We start from the raw sequence: 14,983 nt of genomic DNA, 5'->3' as shown, positions 1-14,983 counted from the left end.
TCAGGACTTCTTGGCGGCCTTCTTCGTCGTCTTCTTCGCAGCAGTCTTCTTTGCGGTGGTCTTCTTGGCAGCCGTCTTCTTCGCCGGCGCCTTCTTCGCGCCCTTCTTGGCCGCCTTCTTCGCCGGGCCGCGCTCGCGACGCTCGGCGAGCAGCTCCGCCGCGCGCTCGAGGGTGATCGACTCGACCGTGTCGTCCTTGCGGAGGGTGGCGTTGTACTCGCCGTCGGTGACGTACTCGCCGAAGCGGCCGGCCTTCACGATGACCGGCTGGCCGGAGACGGGGTCGTTGCCGAGCTCCTTGAGGGGCGGGGTGGCCGCGCCGCGACCGCGCTGCTTGGGCTGGGCGTAGATCGCCTTCGCCTGGTCGAGGGTGATGTCGAAGATCTGGTCCTCGGAGGTGAGGGACCGGGAGTCGGTGCCCTTCTTGAGGTACGGGCCGTAGCGACCGTTCTGCGCGGTGATCTCGGTGCCGTCCTCGTCCACGCCGACGACGCGCGGCAGGTCGAGCAGCTTGACGGCCTGCTCGAGCGAGACGGTGTCGAGGGTCATCGACTTGAAGAGCGAGCCGGTGCGCGGCTTGGCGCTCTTGGGCGCGTCCTCGGGCAGCAGCTCGGTGACGTAGGGGCCGAAACGACCGTTCTTGGCGACGATCTGGAGCCCGGTGTCGGGGTGGTTGCCGACGACCTGCTCCTCGCCCGCCGGGTTGGCCAGCAGCTCCTTGGCCTTGGCCACGGTCAGCTCGTCGGGCGGCAGGTCGTCGGGGACGTTGGCGCGGATCGGCGCACCTGCCTCGCCGCCCTCGGGCCCCGGGCCCTCGACGTACGGGCCGTAGCGGCCGACGCGCAGGTTGATGCCGTCGTCGGGCGTGCCGATGGCGAAGGTCGCCATCTCCTTGGCGTCGATCTCGCCCAGGTCGGTGACCAGGGTCTTGAGGCCGATCACGTCGCCGGAGCCGTAGTAGAACTCGCCGAGCTCGGTCGCGCGGTCGCGCTGGCCGTTGGCGATCTCGTCGAGCACGTCCTCCATCGAGGCGGTGAACTCGTAGGACACCTGGCGCGGGAAGTGCTCCTCGAGCAGGCGGGTGACCGAGAAGGCCAGCCACGCCGGGACGAGGGCGGTGCCCTTCTTGTAGACGTAGCCGCGGTTGAGGATCGTGCCGATGATCGAGGCGTAGGTCGACGGGCGGCCGATCTCGCGGTCCTCGAGCTCCTTGATCAGCGTGGCCTCGGTGTAGCGGGCCGGCGGCTTGGTCTCGTGGCCCTCCGGGGTGAGCGTGGCGGCCGAGACCGCGGCGCCCTCGGTGAGGTTCGGCAGGCGCGTCTCGGCGTCGTCGCGACGCTTGGACGCGTCGTCGATGTCCTCGACGTAGGCCTTGAGGAAGCCGTGGAAGGTGATCGTGCGGCCGCTCGCGCTGAAGACGACGTCACGACCGTCGGCGGCCGCGCCACCGAGGCGGATGGTCACCGAGTTGCCGGTCGCGTCCTTCATCTGCGAGGCGACGGTGCGCATCCAGATCAGCTCGTAGAGGCGGAACTGCTCACCGCTCAGACCGGTCTGGGCGGGCGTGCGGAACGTGTCGCCGGCCGGGCGGATCGCCTCGTGCGCCTCCTGCGCGTTCTTCACCTTGGAGGTGTAGGTGCGCGGGGAGTCGGGGACGTACTCGGCGCCGTAGAGCTCGCGCACCTGGTCGCGGGCGGCACCGATCGCGGCACCCGACAGCGTCGTGGAGTCCGTACGCATGTAGGTGATGTAGCCGTTCTCGTAGAGGCGCTGGGCCACCGACATGGTGACGCTGGCGCTCATCCCGAGCTTGCGGCTCGCCTCCTGCTGGAGGGTGGTGGTGCGGAACGGCGGGTAGGGCGAGCGGCGGTAGGGCTTGGACTCCACCGAGCGCACGGCGTACGACGTCTCGCTCAGGCCCGACGCCAGCGCCTCGGCGTCGGCGCGGCTGAGGTGGACGCGCTCACCCTTGCCCTTCAGCACGCCGGTGTTGTCGAAGTCGGAGCCGCGGGCGACGCGGACCTCGTCGATGCTGTGGAGCTTCGCGGGGAACATCCGCGGGTCGTGGCCGGTGCCGGCGTCGAACGTCGCGTCGAGGTCCCAGTAGGAGGCGACCTTGAACTTCATCCGCTCGCGCTCGCGGTCGACGACCAGGCGGGTCGCCACGGACTGCACGCGGCCGGCGGAGAGGCCGGACATGACCTTCTTCCACAGCACCGGGGAGACCTCGTAGCCGTAGAGGCGGTCGAGGATGCGGCGGGCCTCCTGGGCCTCGACGAGGTCGTCGTTGATCTCGCGCGGGTTGTCGACGGCGGCGAGGATCGCGGGCTTGGTGATCTCGTGGAAGACCATCCGGTGGACCGGCAGGCCCTTCGGCGGCTTGAGCTCGTCGAGGAGGTGCCAGGCGATGGCCTCTCCCTCGCGGTCCTCATCGGTGGCGAGGTAGAGGGCGTCGGCGTCCTTGACCAGCTTCTTCAGCTTGGCGATGTGGCTCTTCTTGTCGCGGGGCACGACGTAGTAGGGCTCGAAGCCGTTGTCGACGTCGACCGCGAGGCGGCCCCACGGCTTGTCCTTGATCTTGGCCGGGGTGTCTGCCGCGTTGTTCGGCAGGTCGCGGATGTGTCCGATCGAGGACTCGACGACGTAGTCCTGGCCGAGGTACCCACCGATGGTGCGGGCCTTGGCCGGGGACTCGACGATGACGAGCTTTGCCACTTCTTCACTGCTCCCTCTTGACGCTGCCGAGATGTTGCTCGGCGCCGCAACGGTAGCGCCACATCGGGAGTTCACCACCCCGGGAGCCGAATCGGCTCACCGGTGGACTACGTCCACATCCGTGAACCCTCCGGTCTGGACCGGGCCACGTTCCGTCCACAACCGGGCCACGTCGCCACCTGTCCACAGGCCCGCCCGGCGGCGCGGCTCCCGTGTCGGACGGTGCGCCGAGGGTGATCCCGACGACCCCGAAAGGACCGTGGTGATGTACGACGACCCCTGGCGCACGCCGACCCGTGACGAGCTCTCCCTCTTCGGCTCACCCTCCCCGCCCTCCCTGCTCACCGGTGAGGGTCGGGTCAGCCACCTCGTCTTCCTCGACGGCCGGCTGGTCGACGCGTGGACCGAGAGCCACCACGACTCGCGCTACGAGGCCCTGGCCCGTGAGCTCGACGCCGAGCGGCGGCCCCGGGTGGTGCACAGTCCTCCCCCGCCACCACGGCACGAGCAGGTGCTGGCGTGGCTCGGCGGGATCGTCGGCGGGCGCGACGCGCTGCTCGCGCTGGCGCCCGATCCCACTCGTCCGCTGCTGCGCGAGGTGCTCGATCCGGTCGCCGACGAGCCCTGGCTCGTCGTCGACGAGCTGCTCGGTGACGTCTGCGAGGAGCTGCTCTCCCCCGACCTCGAGGCACCGCTGCGGCGGTGCCTGCTCCTGCTGCGCGAGAAGGCGCCGTGGCTGCCGGAGCGCACCGCACCCGACCGGATCGCCGCCGGGATCGTCTGGGTGGTCGGCAAGGCCAACGCCGCCATCGGCCCGGCAGGCCCGGTCACCCAGGTCAGCATCGCCTCCCACCTCGGCGTCTCCTCGCTCGGGTCGAACAGCGGCGCTGTCTCCGGGCACGTCCGCCGGCTGGGCTGGACCTCTCCCCGACCGTGGTGGGCACCCAGCCCCGACCTCTACGCGACCGGACGCCCGGAGCTGCTCTCGACCACGCTCGTCGAAGACCTGGTCCTGATGCGTGACGAGGCGCTGGCGGAGCAGGGTCGGCTGGATGCGGTCAGCTGACCTCGAGGAAGCCCTCGCCAACGAGCTCGCGCACGACCGGGAGGTAGGTCGTCCGGAGGGTGTCGGCCTCACGCTCGGTGAGCTGCGCGACGGCGCCGAGGAGCTGACCGACGGTCAGGTCGCCGTCACAGGCACCCACGAACGCTGCCTCGATGGTGTCGGCGGTGCGGGCGCGACGGAAGCCACGCTGCTGGCGCAGCACGATGGCCTCGGGGTCCTCGGCACCGGGCCGCCCCACGGTCTCCTGCTGCACGTCCTCGCGGGCACGCAGCCTCGTGACCAGCAGGTCGTCGTCGGACAGCCCGCGCAGGTCGGTGACCGCGTCGCCCCAGGCGTGGATGGCAGGGCCGATCGGCTGCTCGACGTCGTACGGCCACTCGAGGAGGTCGTGGACACCGGCCCCTCCGAGACGGACGTTGATCCAGCCGAAGCCGACCGCCTCGATACTGGTCTCCTCGAACCACGAGAGCCAGGTGTCGTAGCGGGTGGCGTAGTCCGGGCCGCCGTGGTGGCCGCTGTCCTTGAGCCACAGCTCGACGTAGGACGCCGGGTCGAGCGTCTCGCGCTGCACGACGAGCGCATCGCAGTCCGCCCGCAGCCACGAGCCGAGCCGCTCGTCCCAGGGCTGGCCGTCGAGGATCGCCCAGTTGGCCAGCACCTGGAGCCAGCCGCCGTCGGTGAGGTGGTCGGGGCCGGTGCGGACGATGTGCTCGACGACGCGGTCGCCGGGCAGCCCGGAGTCGCGGTAGACGAGCCGCTCGCCGGTCGCCGGGGAGATCACGAAGGGCGGGTTGGTCGAGATGAGGTCGAAGCGCTCGCCCGCCACGGGCTCGAAGAAGGAGCCGTTGCGCACGTCGACCTCGACCTCGTTGACGGCGGCGTTGAGCCGGGTCATCCAGAGCGCGCGGGCGTTGACGTCGGTGGCGACGACCCGGCCGGCGTGGCCGGCGAGGTGCAGCGCCTGCACGCCGCAGCCGGTCCCGAGGTCGAGGGCACTGCCGACGGGCTCCCGCATGGTGAGCTGGGCCAGGCTGGTCGAGGCGCTGGAGATGCCGAGGACGTGGTCGGGGCCCACCGCGACCGGAGACCCGTCGAGGCCGGGCGTGAGGTCGGAGACGATCCAGAGGTCACGGTCCTCGGTGGCATAGGGCCGGCAGTCCGTCCGGGCCGCTACCTCACTCACGCTCTGCTCGAGCAGGCCGGCGTTGCACAGCCGGTCGACCAGGCCGGGGAGGGCGCGGTCAGCGTCGTCGCGGGACACCGTGGTCTGCAGCAGGAAGAGCCGCACCAGCGTGTCGAGCGGCCCGCCCGACGTCGTACGACGCAGGGCGGGGCGGGTCTCGTTGCGTCCGAGCGCGCGGTGCGCGTCCTCGCCGATCGCCTCGGCCACGCGGTCGTAGGTGAAGTCGGCGGCGAGCAGGGCCTGGCGGAGCGCGCCGGCGACGTCGGTGTCCGAGGGCATGGCACCAGCCTCGCAGACCCGCGACACCGCCGGTCAGGGGCAGAAGCCGTGGAGCGTGCCGGGCCGTCCCTCCAGCCAGATCGCGTAGCCCACCGAGGCGTCGACGAGGCGTGGCCGCTGGTCCGGCCGGGTCACCACCGCGTGATGCGGCTCGGGTGAGCCGACCGGTGCCGCGTCGGACCAGCAGTCGTGGTCCTCCAGCAGCGCCGACACCCGGGCCGCCTCCCGCTCGGCCCGGGTGTCGGCGGTGCCCGGTGCGGCACTGACGGCTGGGGCCTGCACCAGCGCCGGCGTGGCGAGGAGTGAGCTCGCCACGAGCGCAGCGCCGGCCACGGCGCAGTTCAGGCCGACCCGGACCGCCAGGCGCCGGATCACGACGCCTCGCAGGCCTCGCGCCGCTGCTGCACGGTCTCCGCGACCTGCTGGACCCGGTCGCCGTACTCCCCGGCGAGGGCGCCGTCGCGGATCGCGCGGTAGGCCGCCACCTGCTCGTCGCCGCTCAGGTCGCGCGCGTCGCGCAGGTCGACCTTGAGGTCGGCCGGCAGGAGCCGGCGCACCGCGCGGACCCGCTGCTCGCGGCGCTCGGCGAACTGCTGCACGCGGTCGCCGTAGTCGCCGTCGAGCGCGTCCTCGCGGATCGCCTGCAGCGCGTCGATCCGCTCGCCCTCGGGGAGCTGCCGGGCAGCGGTCAGGTCGGCGCGCAGGTCGGCAGGGAGCTTCGACCACACCGCCCCGCACGGGATGCGCGGGCCGTCGTCGGGACCGGAGGTGGATCCCGGGGTGGCGCCGGCGAACAGCGAGGTGGTCGTGAGCAGCCCGGCGGTGAAGAGCCCGGCGGTCTGGATGAGGGGCATGTCGATCTCCTTCTCGGGGCCGACCCGGTGCCGGCGCCTGTCCACGACGGTGGTGCGCGTGGGTGGCGGCTGTGTCAGGACTGTGTTCGGGTTGCGTAAGGGCGTCGGCCAACCGCCTGTCCGGGTGGGCCGCGGCCACTAGCGTTCGTGTCGTGGACCAGACGCGCGGACTCGTGCTCGTCGTCGAGGACGAGCCGGCGATCAGCGACCTCGTCCGCCGCTACCTCACCGCCGCGGGCTTCGGCGTGCACCTGGAGACCGACGTCGCCGGCGCGCTCGGGGCCGTACGCCGGCTCCGTCCCGCGGTCGTGCTGCTCGACGTGGGCCTGCCCGACGGTGAGGGCACCGACGTGTGCCGGGCGATGCGCGACGCCAGCGACTGGACACCCGTGCTCTTCGTGACGGCGCGCGACGACGAGGTGGAGCGGGTGCTCGGGCTCGAGCTCGGTGCCGACGACTACGTGACCAAGCCGTTCTCGCCCCGCGAGCTGGTGGCGCGGGTGAAGACGGTCGTGCGCCGCAGCAGCGCACCCACCGGCCCGCGGCCGGTGCGCGACGGCGCGGTCACCCTCGATCCCGGCTCGCGGACGCTGACCGTCGACGGCGCGACGTGCCACCTCACCGCCACCGAGTTCAACCTGCTCGAGGTGCTGATGGGCTCGCCCGGCAAGGTCTTCGACCGCGCCGAGCTGCTGTCGCGTGCATGGGGCCACGCCGACTACGGCACCAGCCGCACGGTCGACGTCTACGTCGCCCAGCTGCGGGCCAAGCTCGGCGAGCACTGCCCGGTCGAGACCGTGCGCGGCGTCGGCTACCGCGCCCGGAGCCGGTCGTGAACCGCACCGGCCTGACCGCCCGGCTCGCGCTCGCCATGGCCGCAGTAGCCGCGGTCTCGGCGCTCCTCGCCGGGCTGCTGGTCGCCCCGCTGCTCGCCGGGGCCCGCGAGGACGCCGTCCGCACCCCGCTCGCCCGCCAGGCCGACCTGCTGGCGCGGCTGCCGCGGCTCGCGCTCACCTCCGACCGGCTCGACCGCGTCACCGCTGTCTCCGGGCTGACCATCGGCGTCGTCACCGACGCCCGCGCGTCGGGCGCCGCGACCGCGCTCACCGCGGACGAGCTCGCCGAGCTCCGGGCCGGACAGCCGGTGTCCACGAGCGGCGACCTCGACGGCGTACCCGTGCTCATCGAGGGGCGTCCCTCACCCAGCGGCGGTGCGGTCGTGCTCGCCGCCGACGTGTCCAGCGCGGACGCCGCGCTCGGTGCCGTACGCCGCCGGGTGGTGCTGGCACTCGCCCTCGGGTCGCTGGTGGCCCTCGGCCTCGCCGCGTGGCTGGCGCGTCGGCTGGGATCGCCGCTGACCCAGGCGGCGAGCGCCGCGCGGCGGCTGGCGGCTGGCGAGCGCGGCGTCGAGCTGCCGACGTCCGGCCCGCCGGAGGTCGCCGACGTCGCCGCGGCGCTGGGCCAGCTCGACGGCGCGCTGCGCACCAGTGAGGAGCGGCAGCGCCGCTTCCTCCTCTCGGTCTCCCACGAGCTGCGTACGCCGCTGACGGCGGTCCGCGGCTATGCCGAGGGCCTCGCCGACGGCACCGTGCCGCCCGAGGACGCCCGCGCGGTCGGCGCGACGCTGGTCGGCGAGGCCGAGCGCCTCGAAGGCTACGTCGCCGACCTCCTCGCGCTCGCCCGCCTGCAGGCCGACGACTTCGCTATCACCCTCTCCGACATGGACGCGGGCAACCTGGTCACCACGACCGCGGAGGCCTGGGCGGCACGAGCCCGCACGGCCGGGGTCTCGCTGGTCGCCGACGCCGCGGCCGTCGTCGTACGAGCCGACCCGGCGCGGTTGCGGCAGGTGCTCGAAGGGCTGCTGGACAACGCGCTGCGGGTGACGCCCCGCGGCGGCACGATCGTGCTGGCCACGCGGGACGGCGGCGTGGTCGAGGTGCGCGACTCCGGGCCCGGCCTGGCCCCGGATGACCTCGCCGTCGCCTTCGAGCCCGGGGTGCTGCACGAGCGCTACCGCGGTCGCCGTGCCACCGGCGGCCACGGCCTCGGCCTCGCGATCGGCGCCGGGCTCGTACGCCGGATGGGCGGCACGATCACGGCCGGCTCGTCGCCCGAGGGCGGCGCGGCGTTCACGATCACCCTGCCGCACGCGGATATCTGAGGACGTGGTGAACGGGAATCGGGTCCACTCACGTCCACCACGTCCTCAGACATCCCGGGGTGTGAGGATGGTCGCGTGCTCGAGCCGCCACCCGACGTGACCGACGCCGATGTCCTCGAGGTCGTGCGGCACCACTGGGAGCCCCGGGCCGACGCGGTCGAGCACCTGGCAGTGGGGTGGGGCGCCCACCACTGGCGGGTCGACATGGCCGGGGAGCCGACGCTCTTCGCCACCCTCGACCCCGACCTGCCCCGGCACACCGCCGAGAGCCTCGAGGGTGCGTACGCCGCCGCGGCCGCGCTCGACCTCGACTTCGTGTGGCCGTCGCTCCCCGCCGTCGGCGGCAGCTTCACCGTGCCGTGCGGCCCGCGCACGGCCAGCGTGACGCGGTGGCTCGAGGGCGAGCGGCCCGCCGAGTCGGTCGCCGAGCTCCCCGACCTCCTCGCCTCCCTCCACGCGGCGGCCCCGCCCTCAGCCGCACCGGTGTGGTCGACCGAGATCGACCCGGGACTGGCAGACCACCTGCGTGACCTCCTCGTCGAGGACTGGCCCGAGCCCCTCGGCCCGGCTGCCCGCGAACTGGTCGTGACGCGCCTCGCCCAGGTCGGCGGGTGGGCGCGGGAGCACGCGCGGCTGCTCGCGCTCGCCGACCCGGCGTCGTACGTCGTCACGCACGGCGAGCCGCACGTGCGCAACCAGTGGCTGGCCCACGGACGGACCTTCCTCATCGACTGGGAGTCGCTGAAGCTGGCCCCGCGCGAGCGCGACCTCGCGACCCTGGTGCACGAGAGGCGCGACGTCGACCACGACCCGCAGATGGTGCGGCTGTTCGACCTGGAGTGGCGGCTCTCGGAGATCTGGTCGTTCGCGCAGTGGCTCCAGGGGCCGCACGCCGGCGACGCCGACGACCACACGGCGCTGGGCGGGCTCACCGAGGAGCTCACCCGCCCGCACTTCGGCGAGCACTGAGCAGGCGCATCTGCACAGCAGAAACGCACCGAGTCGGCGCATCTGCACGCCTGAAATGCACCGAGCCGGCGCATCTGCACGCGATGTGTGTGCAGATGCGCCGACTCGGCGGGTGTACGGCGCGCAGTAGCGCCGACTCGTCAGGCGGTGTGCGGTGCGAAGGACGACGAGCCGGCGTTGTCGCCGTCGTCGGCGATCGCCACCTCACGGCGCTTGGAGATGACCACCGCGACGGTGATGATCGCGACCGCGACGAGGGCGATGACGATGCGGAGGCCGTCGTTCTGGTCGTCGCCGACGCTCATCGAGACCACGGCGCTCGCGATGAGCAGCGAGACCAGGTTCATCACCTTGATGAGCGGGTTGATGGCCGGACCGGCGGTGTCCTTGAACGGGTCGCCGACCGTGTCGCCGATGACCGTCGCGGCGTGGGCCTCGGAGCCCTTGCCGCCGTGGTGGCCGTCCTCGACCAGCTTCTTGGCGTTGTCCCAGGCGCCACCGGCGTTGGCCAGGAAGACGGCCATCAGGGTGCCGGTGCCGATCGCACCGGCGAGGAAGCCCGCCAGGGCGGCGACGCCGAGGCCGAAGCCGACGGCGATCGGGGCCATCACCGCCAGGATGCCGGGCGTGACCAGCTCGCGGAGCGAGTCGCGGGTCACGATGTCGACGACCTTGCCGTACTCGGGACGACCGGTGCCCTCCATGATCCCGGGGATCTCGCGGAACTGGCGACGCACCTCGAACACGACCGCGCCGGCGGCGCGGGCCACGGCGTTGATGGCCAGGCCGGAGAAGAGGAACACCACGGCCGCACCCAGCAGCACGCCGACGAGGACGCCCGGGTTGTAGACGAGGAAGTTCAGCGCGGAGACGTCGTCGTCGCTCAGCACGCCGGCGTCACCCACGGCCTCAGCCACCGAGGTGGAGTAGGAGCCGAAGAGCGCGGTCGCGGCCAGCACGGCCGTCGCGATCGCGATGCCCTTGGTGATGGCCTTCGTGGTGTTGCCGACGGCGTCGAGCTCGGTGAGGATCTGCGCGCCGTTCTCGCTGACGTCGCCCGACATCTCGGCGATGCCCTGGGCGTTGTCGGAGACCGGGCCGAAGGTGTCCATCGCGACGATCACGCCGACGGTGGTCAGGAGGCCGCAGCCGGCGAGAGCGACGGCGAAGAGCGAGACCGTGACGGTCGCGCCGCCGAGCAGGAAGGCCCCGAACACGGCAGCGCCGATGACCAGGGTCGTGTAGACCGCCGACTCGAAGCCGACGCTCAGGCCGGAGAGGATGACGGTGGCCGGACCGGTGAGCGAGGTCTTGCCGACGTCCTTGACCGGGCGGAACTCGGTGCCGGTGTAGTAGCCGGTGAGGGCGAGGATGCCCGCGGCCATCACGATGCCGATGACGACGGCGAGGCTCGCGATGAGTCGCGGGTCGCCGGTCGCCTGGGCGATGTCGCCGCCGGTGAAGTTCTCGAACTCGGAGAACGACCCGGGCAGGTAGACGTAGGACAGGATCACCGAGGCGACCGCGCCGACGGCTGCGGAGATGTAGAACGCCCGGTTGATCGTGGTGAGGCCGTTCTCGCCGGACTTCGGCTTGGTGATGAAGACACCGAGCACGGCGGTCAGCGCACCGATCGCGGGGATCAGCAGCGGGAAGACCAGGCCCTTGTCGCCGAACGCGGCGGCGCCGAGGATGAGCGCGGCGACCAGCGTGACGGCGTACGACTCGAAGAGGTCGGCAGCCATGCCGGCGCAGTCACCGACGTTGTCACCGACGTTGTCTGCGATCGTCGCGGCGTTGCGCGGGTCGTCCTCGGGGATGTTGTTCTCGACCTTGCCCACCAGGTCGGCACCGACGTCGGCCGCCTTGGTGAAGATGCCGCCGCCGACACGCATGAACATGGCGAGCAGGGCGGCACCGAAGCCGAAGCCCTCGAGCACGTGCGGGGCCTCGTCCTTGAACAGCAGCACCACGAGGCTGGCGCCGAGGAGGCCCAGGCCGACCGTGGCCATGCCGACGAAGGCGCCGGTGCGGAAGCCGATGGTCATGGCCGGGTCGCGGCCCTCGGTCTCGGCGGCCGCGGCCACGCGCAGGTTGGCGCGGACGGCCAGGCTCATGCCGAGGTAGCCGATGGTGGCGGAGAACCCGGCACCGACGAGGAAGAAGATCGAGCGGCCGATGCGGACGGTGACGTCGTCGGCGGGAAGTGCGAACAGGACCACGAACGCCACCGCGGCGAAGATCCCGAGAGTGCGGAACTGCCGGGTCAGGTAGGCGTTGGCGCCTTCCTGCACGGCCTGGGCGATGGTCCTCATGTTGTCGGTGCCCTCGCCGGCGGCCATGACCTGGGACCGGAACATCGCGGCCATCCCGAGCGCGCCGAGCGCGATCAGGGCAACGACGACGACCAGGACCAGGTTCCCACCTGCGAGCTCCGGCTTCACGACAGCGGGCAAGATCCCCGTCATTAGCGCGTCCTCCTGTGAATGAGTCAGAACGCGCCGGAGTCTACGCAGACGTGATCCGGATCACGGAGAAGGGTGACCCACGCCACACGGGGTGTCCGTCCCGGGAGACGAAAAGCCCCTCCGGACACGTCCGGAGGGGTGAGGAGCGAGGGCGCTCAGGCGCCGGGCGCGAGGCCGACGGAGTCGTGGATGACGAACACCTTGGCGAGGCCCGTGATGCGGAAGATCTTGAGCAGGCGCTCCTGCGTGCAGACCAGGTCGAGCGACCCGTCGTGGGCGCGGACCTTCTTGAGACCACCGACCAGCACGCCGAGGCCGGTGGAGTCGAGGAACTCGACGGCCTCGAGGTCGATGATGATGTCGTAGGTGCCGGCGCCGACGAGCTCGGTGATGCAGTCACGGAGCTTGGGCGCGGTGTAGACGTCGATCTCGCCGCCCACCGACACGACGGCGCGACCATCCACCTCGCGTGTGGCAAGGGTGAGATCCACGACTGCTCCCCGGTTCCCGAAATCAGTTCGGACAGTACGCCAGCAGGACACAGGTTGTGTCCCTAGTTCATTCCGGGTGGTATCAAACCACGAGTCCCTCCCGTTGCGCAGGACTCCCCAACATCTCTGCGTCGGTCCCGTTTGCCAGACTCGGGACGTGAGTGCGCTGATCGACCGGCTGGCCGGCGTCCCCGGCCGGGAGGACAGGCTCCGGCACCTCGAGGTGCTGCCCGCCCGCGCGGCCGTCCACGAGGACTGGCCGGAGTGGGTGCCGGGCGACGTGCGGGCCGCCTTCGCCGCCCAGGGCGTGGCCCGGCCCTGGCGCCACCAGGTCGTCGCCGCCGATGCCGCACACGCCGGCGACCACGTGATCGTGGCGACCGGCACGGCCTCGGGGAAGTCGGTGGCCTACCAGGTGCCGGCCCTGTCCGCGATCCGCGCCGCACGCGGGCCGCGGGGCGAGCGGGGCGCCTCAGTGCTCTACCTCGCGCCGACCAAGGCGCTCGCGCACGACCAGCTCGCCGGGCTGTCCGCGCTCGGGCTCGACGTACGGCTCTCGGCGCACGACGGCGACAGCTCGCGGGAGGAACGCGACTGGACCCGCGACTTCGGGGAGTACGTCCTCACCAACCCCGACATGCTCCACCGCTCGCTGCTGCCCTCTCACCACCGCTGGTCGCGGCTGCTCGGCTCGCTGCAGTACGTCGTCGTCGACGAGTGCCACCACTACCGCGGGGTCTTCGGCGCGCACGTGTCCCACGTGCTGCGGCGGCTGCGTCGGGTGTGTGCGATGTACGGCGCCAACCCGACGTTCGTGCTCGCGTCGGCGACCGTGGCCGAGCCCGAGGTGACCGCCTCCCGGCTGACCGGCCTGGACGTCGTGGCGCTCACCCGGGACGACTCGCCGCGCGGGCAGGTCTCGCTGCTGCTCTGGGAGCCGCCGTTCACCTCGCATGCCGGGGAGAACGGCGCGCCGGTGCGTCGGGCCGCCTCCTCGGAGGTGGCCGACCTGCTGGCCGACCTGGTGGCCGAGGACGTGCGCACCCTGGCCTTCATCCGGTCGCGGCGCGGCGCCGAGCAGGTCGCCCTGACCGCCTCCGAGCTGCTCGCCGAGGTGGACCGGTCGCTGCCCGACAAGGTGGCGGCCTACCGCGGCGGCTACCTCCCCGAGGAGCGCCGCGCGCTCGAGGCCGCGCTGCGTCGCGGTGACCTGATGGGCCTGGCCGCCACCAACGCCCTCGAGCTCGGCATCGACATCAGTGGCCTCGACGCGGTGCTGATCGCCGGCTTCCCGGGCACGCGGGCCGCCTTCTGGCAGCAGGTCGGCAGGGCCGGCCGCGGCGCAGAGGACGCGCTCGGGATCCTCGTCGCGAAGGACGACCCGCTCGACACCTACCTCGTCACCCACCCCGAGATGCTCATCGGTGCGCCCGTCGAGGCGTCGGTCTTCGACCCGTCGAACCCGCACGTGATGGGTCCCCACCTCGCGGCCGCGGCCCAGGAGTCGCCGCTGACGGAGGCCGACCTGCCGCTCTTCGGCCCGACCGCGCGCGAGGTGGTCGACCAGCTCGTCGACCTGGGCCTGCTGCGGCGGCGCCCGCGCGGGTGGTTCTGGACCGACCGGAGCCGCGCGGCCGACCTCGCCGACATCCGGTCCGCCGGCGGCTCGCCCGTCCAGCTGATCGAGGCCGACACCGGGCGGGTCGTCGGGACGGTCGACGCCAGCGGCGCCCACAACCAGGCGCACGCCGGCGCGGTCTACGTGCACCAGGGCGAGACCTGGCTGGTCGAGGACCTCGACCTCGAGCACTCCGTGGCCACCATGCGCCGCGACGAACCGTCGTACAGCACCACGGCCCGGGAGGTCACCGACATCGGCATCGTCGCCACCCGCGAACGCCGGTCGTGGGGTGGCTGCGAGCTGTCGCTGGGCGAGGTCGACGTCTCGCACCAGGTGGTCTCCTTCCTGAAGCGGCGCCAGCCGGGCGGGGAGGTGCTCTCCGAGGAGCCGCTCGACCTCCCCGAACGCACGCTGCGGACGACGGCGGTGTGGTGGACGGTGCCGGACGACGTGGTCGCCGAGGCCGGGCTGGCCACGCTCGACGTGCCGGGCGCGGCCCACGCCGCCGAGCACTGCTCGATCGGGCTCCTTCCTCTCTTCGCGACCTGCGACCGCTGGGACATCGGCGGCGTCTCGACCGCCCGGCACGCCGACACCGGCGTGCTCACCGTGTTCGTGTACGACGGCCACCCGGGCGGCGCCGGCTTCTCCGAGCGGGGCTTCCACACCGCCGTCGAGTGGCTGACGGCCACCCGCGAGGCGATCGCCGGCTGCGAGTGCGTGAGCGGCTGCCCGTCGTGCATCCAGTCGCCGAAGTGCGGCAACCAGAACAACCCCCTCGACAAGGCCGGCGCGATCCTGCTGCTCGACGCCCTCCTCACGGGGGCACCGCCCCCGGCGTGAGGGCGCTAGATTCGAGGCATGGTCATCCTCGGACTCGCCCTCATCATCCTCGGCGGCATCGCCATCCTCTCTGCCGTGTTCGTCAGCGAGGCCGGCAACGGCGGTGAGCTGCTGGGGTTCAGCGTGACCACCCTCGAGTCGTTCCTGATCGGCGTCGCGGCGGGAGCTGCGGTCCTGTGGGGCTTCTCGATCCTCAAGTGGGGAACCAAGCGCAGCCTCGCCCACCGCCGCGAGCGCAAGGAGCTCACCGAGCTGAACCAGAAGCTCGAGCGGGTCGAGGCCGAGCGCCGTGCCGAGGGCGAGGACGAGACCCGCGCCTGACCGCCCGAA

12 protein-coding genes are annotated in these 14,983 nt (G+C 72.4%); 6 read left to right on the top strand and 6 right to left on the bottom strand.

Annotated features, from left to right (window positions below; translation table 11 throughout):
- Nucleotides 1-2,715, bottom strand: coding sequence for a type I DNA topoisomerase (gene topA / locus J2X46_RS18630; RefSeq protein WP_310253213.1), 2,715 nt, complete (start codon nt 2,713-2,715; stop codon nt 1-3).
- Between the two features lie 265 nt (nt 2,716-2,980).
- Between topA and J2X46_RS18625 the strand changes: the two genes are divergently transcribed.
- Entirely contained in the window at nt 2,981-3,781 is an 801-nt protein-coding gene (locus J2X46_RS18625; protein WP_310253211.1) for a hypothetical protein, read from the top strand.
- Here J2X46_RS18625 and J2X46_RS18620 read toward each other — a convergent pair.
- The 3 genes from J2X46_RS18620 to J2X46_RS18610 are packed head-to-tail and all read right to left on the bottom strand — an operon-like array spanning nt 3,774 to nt 6,097.
- Entirely contained in the window at nt 3,774-5,243 is a 1,470-nt protein-coding gene (locus tag J2X46_RS18620) for a class I SAM-dependent methyltransferase (RefSeq protein ID WP_310253209.1), read from the bottom strand. The two genes, J2X46_RS18625 and J2X46_RS18620, sit on opposite strands and share 8 nt — an antisense overlap.
- 33 nt (nt 5,244-5,276) lie before the next feature.
- Nucleotides 5,277-5,618, bottom strand: a complete 342-nt coding sequence (locus J2X46_RS18615) for a hypothetical protein (RefSeq protein WP_310253207.1) — start codon at nt 5,616-5,618, stop codon at nt 5,277-5,279.
- Nucleotides 5,615-6,097 (bottom strand): hypothetical protein, encoded by a 483-nt coding sequence (locus J2X46_RS18610; protein ID WP_310253205.1) that lies wholly within the window; start codon nt 6,095-6,097, stop codon nt 5,615-5,617. The genes J2X46_RS18615 and J2X46_RS18610 overlap by 4 nt, the downstream gene beginning before the upstream one ends.
- 152 nt (nt 6,098-6,249) lie before the next feature.
- On the opposite strand from J2X46_RS18610, the gene J2X46_RS18605 reads away from it, so the two are divergent.
- The 3 genes from J2X46_RS18605 to J2X46_RS18595 all read left to right on the top strand — a co-directional run bounded on the left by J2X46_RS18605 (nt 6,250) and on the right by J2X46_RS18595 (nt 9,230).
- Nucleotides 6,250-6,933, top strand: a complete 684-nt coding sequence (locus J2X46_RS18605) for a response regulator transcription factor (RefSeq protein ID WP_310253203.1) — start codon at nt 6,250-6,252, stop codon at nt 6,931-6,933.
- Nucleotides 6,930-8,261, top strand: coding sequence for a HAMP domain-containing sensor histidine kinase (locus J2X46_RS18600; RefSeq protein ID WP_310253201.1), 1,332 nt, complete (start codon nt 6,930-6,932; stop codon nt 8,259-8,261). Before J2X46_RS18605 ends, J2X46_RS18600 begins: the two co-directional genes overlap by 4 nt.
- Before the next feature lie 75 nt (nt 8,262-8,336).
- Nucleotides 8,337-9,230 (top strand): hypothetical protein, encoded by an 894-nt coding sequence (locus tag J2X46_RS18595; protein ID WP_310253199.1) that lies wholly within the window; start codon nt 8,337-8,339, stop codon nt 9,228-9,230.
- Nucleotides 9,231-9,370: 140 nt separating this feature from the next.
- On the opposite strand, the gene J2X46_RS18590 is transcribed toward J2X46_RS18595, so the two are convergent.
- Nucleotides 9,371-11,698: a sodium-translocating pyrophosphatase gene (locus tag J2X46_RS18590; RefSeq protein WP_310253198.1), complete on the bottom strand. Its 2,328-nt coding sequence runs from the start codon at nt 11,696-11,698 to the stop codon at nt 9,371-9,373.
- 155 nt (nt 11,699-11,853) lie between these two features.
- On the bottom strand, nt 11,854-12,189 hold the full coding sequence (locus J2X46_RS18585; RefSeq protein ID WP_310253197.1) for an anti-sigma factor antagonist: 336 nt from the start codon (nt 12,187-12,189) through the stop codon (nt 11,854-11,856).
- Nucleotides 12,190-12,346: 157 nt separating this feature from the next.
- Here J2X46_RS18585 and J2X46_RS18580 point away from each other — a divergent pair, with 157 nt between their 5' ends.
- Both J2X46_RS18580 and J2X46_RS18575 read left to right on the top strand, forming a co-directional pair.
- Nucleotides 12,347-14,653, top strand: coding sequence for a DEAD/DEAH box helicase (locus J2X46_RS18580; protein ID WP_310253196.1), 2,307 nt, complete (start codon nt 12,347-12,349; stop codon nt 14,651-14,653).
- Between the two features lie 18 nt (nt 14,654-14,671).
- Entirely contained in the window at nt 14,672-14,974 is a 303-nt protein-coding gene (locus J2X46_RS18575; protein WP_310253194.1) for a hypothetical protein, read from the top strand.
- The last annotated feature ends 9 nt before the right edge of the window (nt 14,975-14,983 follow it).

Origin of the sequence: Nocardioides sp. BE266, from assembly GCF_031457855.1 — a bacterium.
In the GTDB taxonomy this organism is placed as follows: Bacteria; Actinomycetota; Actinomycetes; order Propionibacteriales; family Nocardioidaceae; genus Nocardioides.
This window is presented reverse-complemented; position numbering and strand designations above follow the sequence as displayed.

Bases quoted from the DNA above. Each gene is read 5' to 3' on its own strand.
- J2X46_RS18620 (WP_310253209.1), bottom strand. From the start codon at position 5,243: ATGCCCTCGGACACCGACGTCGCCGGCGCGCTCCGCCAGGCCCTGCTC.
- J2X46_RS18590 (WP_310253198.1), bottom strand. From the start codon at position 11,698: ATGACGGGGATCTTGCCCGCTGTCGTGAAGCCGGAGCTCGCAGGTGGG.
- J2X46_RS18575 (WP_310253194.1), top strand. From the start codon at position 14,672: ATGGTCATCCTCGGACTCGCCCTCATCATCCTCGGCGGCATCGCCATC.
- J2X46_RS18610 (WP_310253205.1), bottom strand. From the start codon at position 6,097: ATGCCCCTCATCCAGACCGCCGGGCTCTTCACCGCCGGGCTGCTCACG.
- J2X46_RS18625 (WP_310253211.1), top strand. From the start codon at position 2,981: ATGTACGACGACCCCTGGCGCACGCCGACCCGTGACGAGCTCTCCCTC.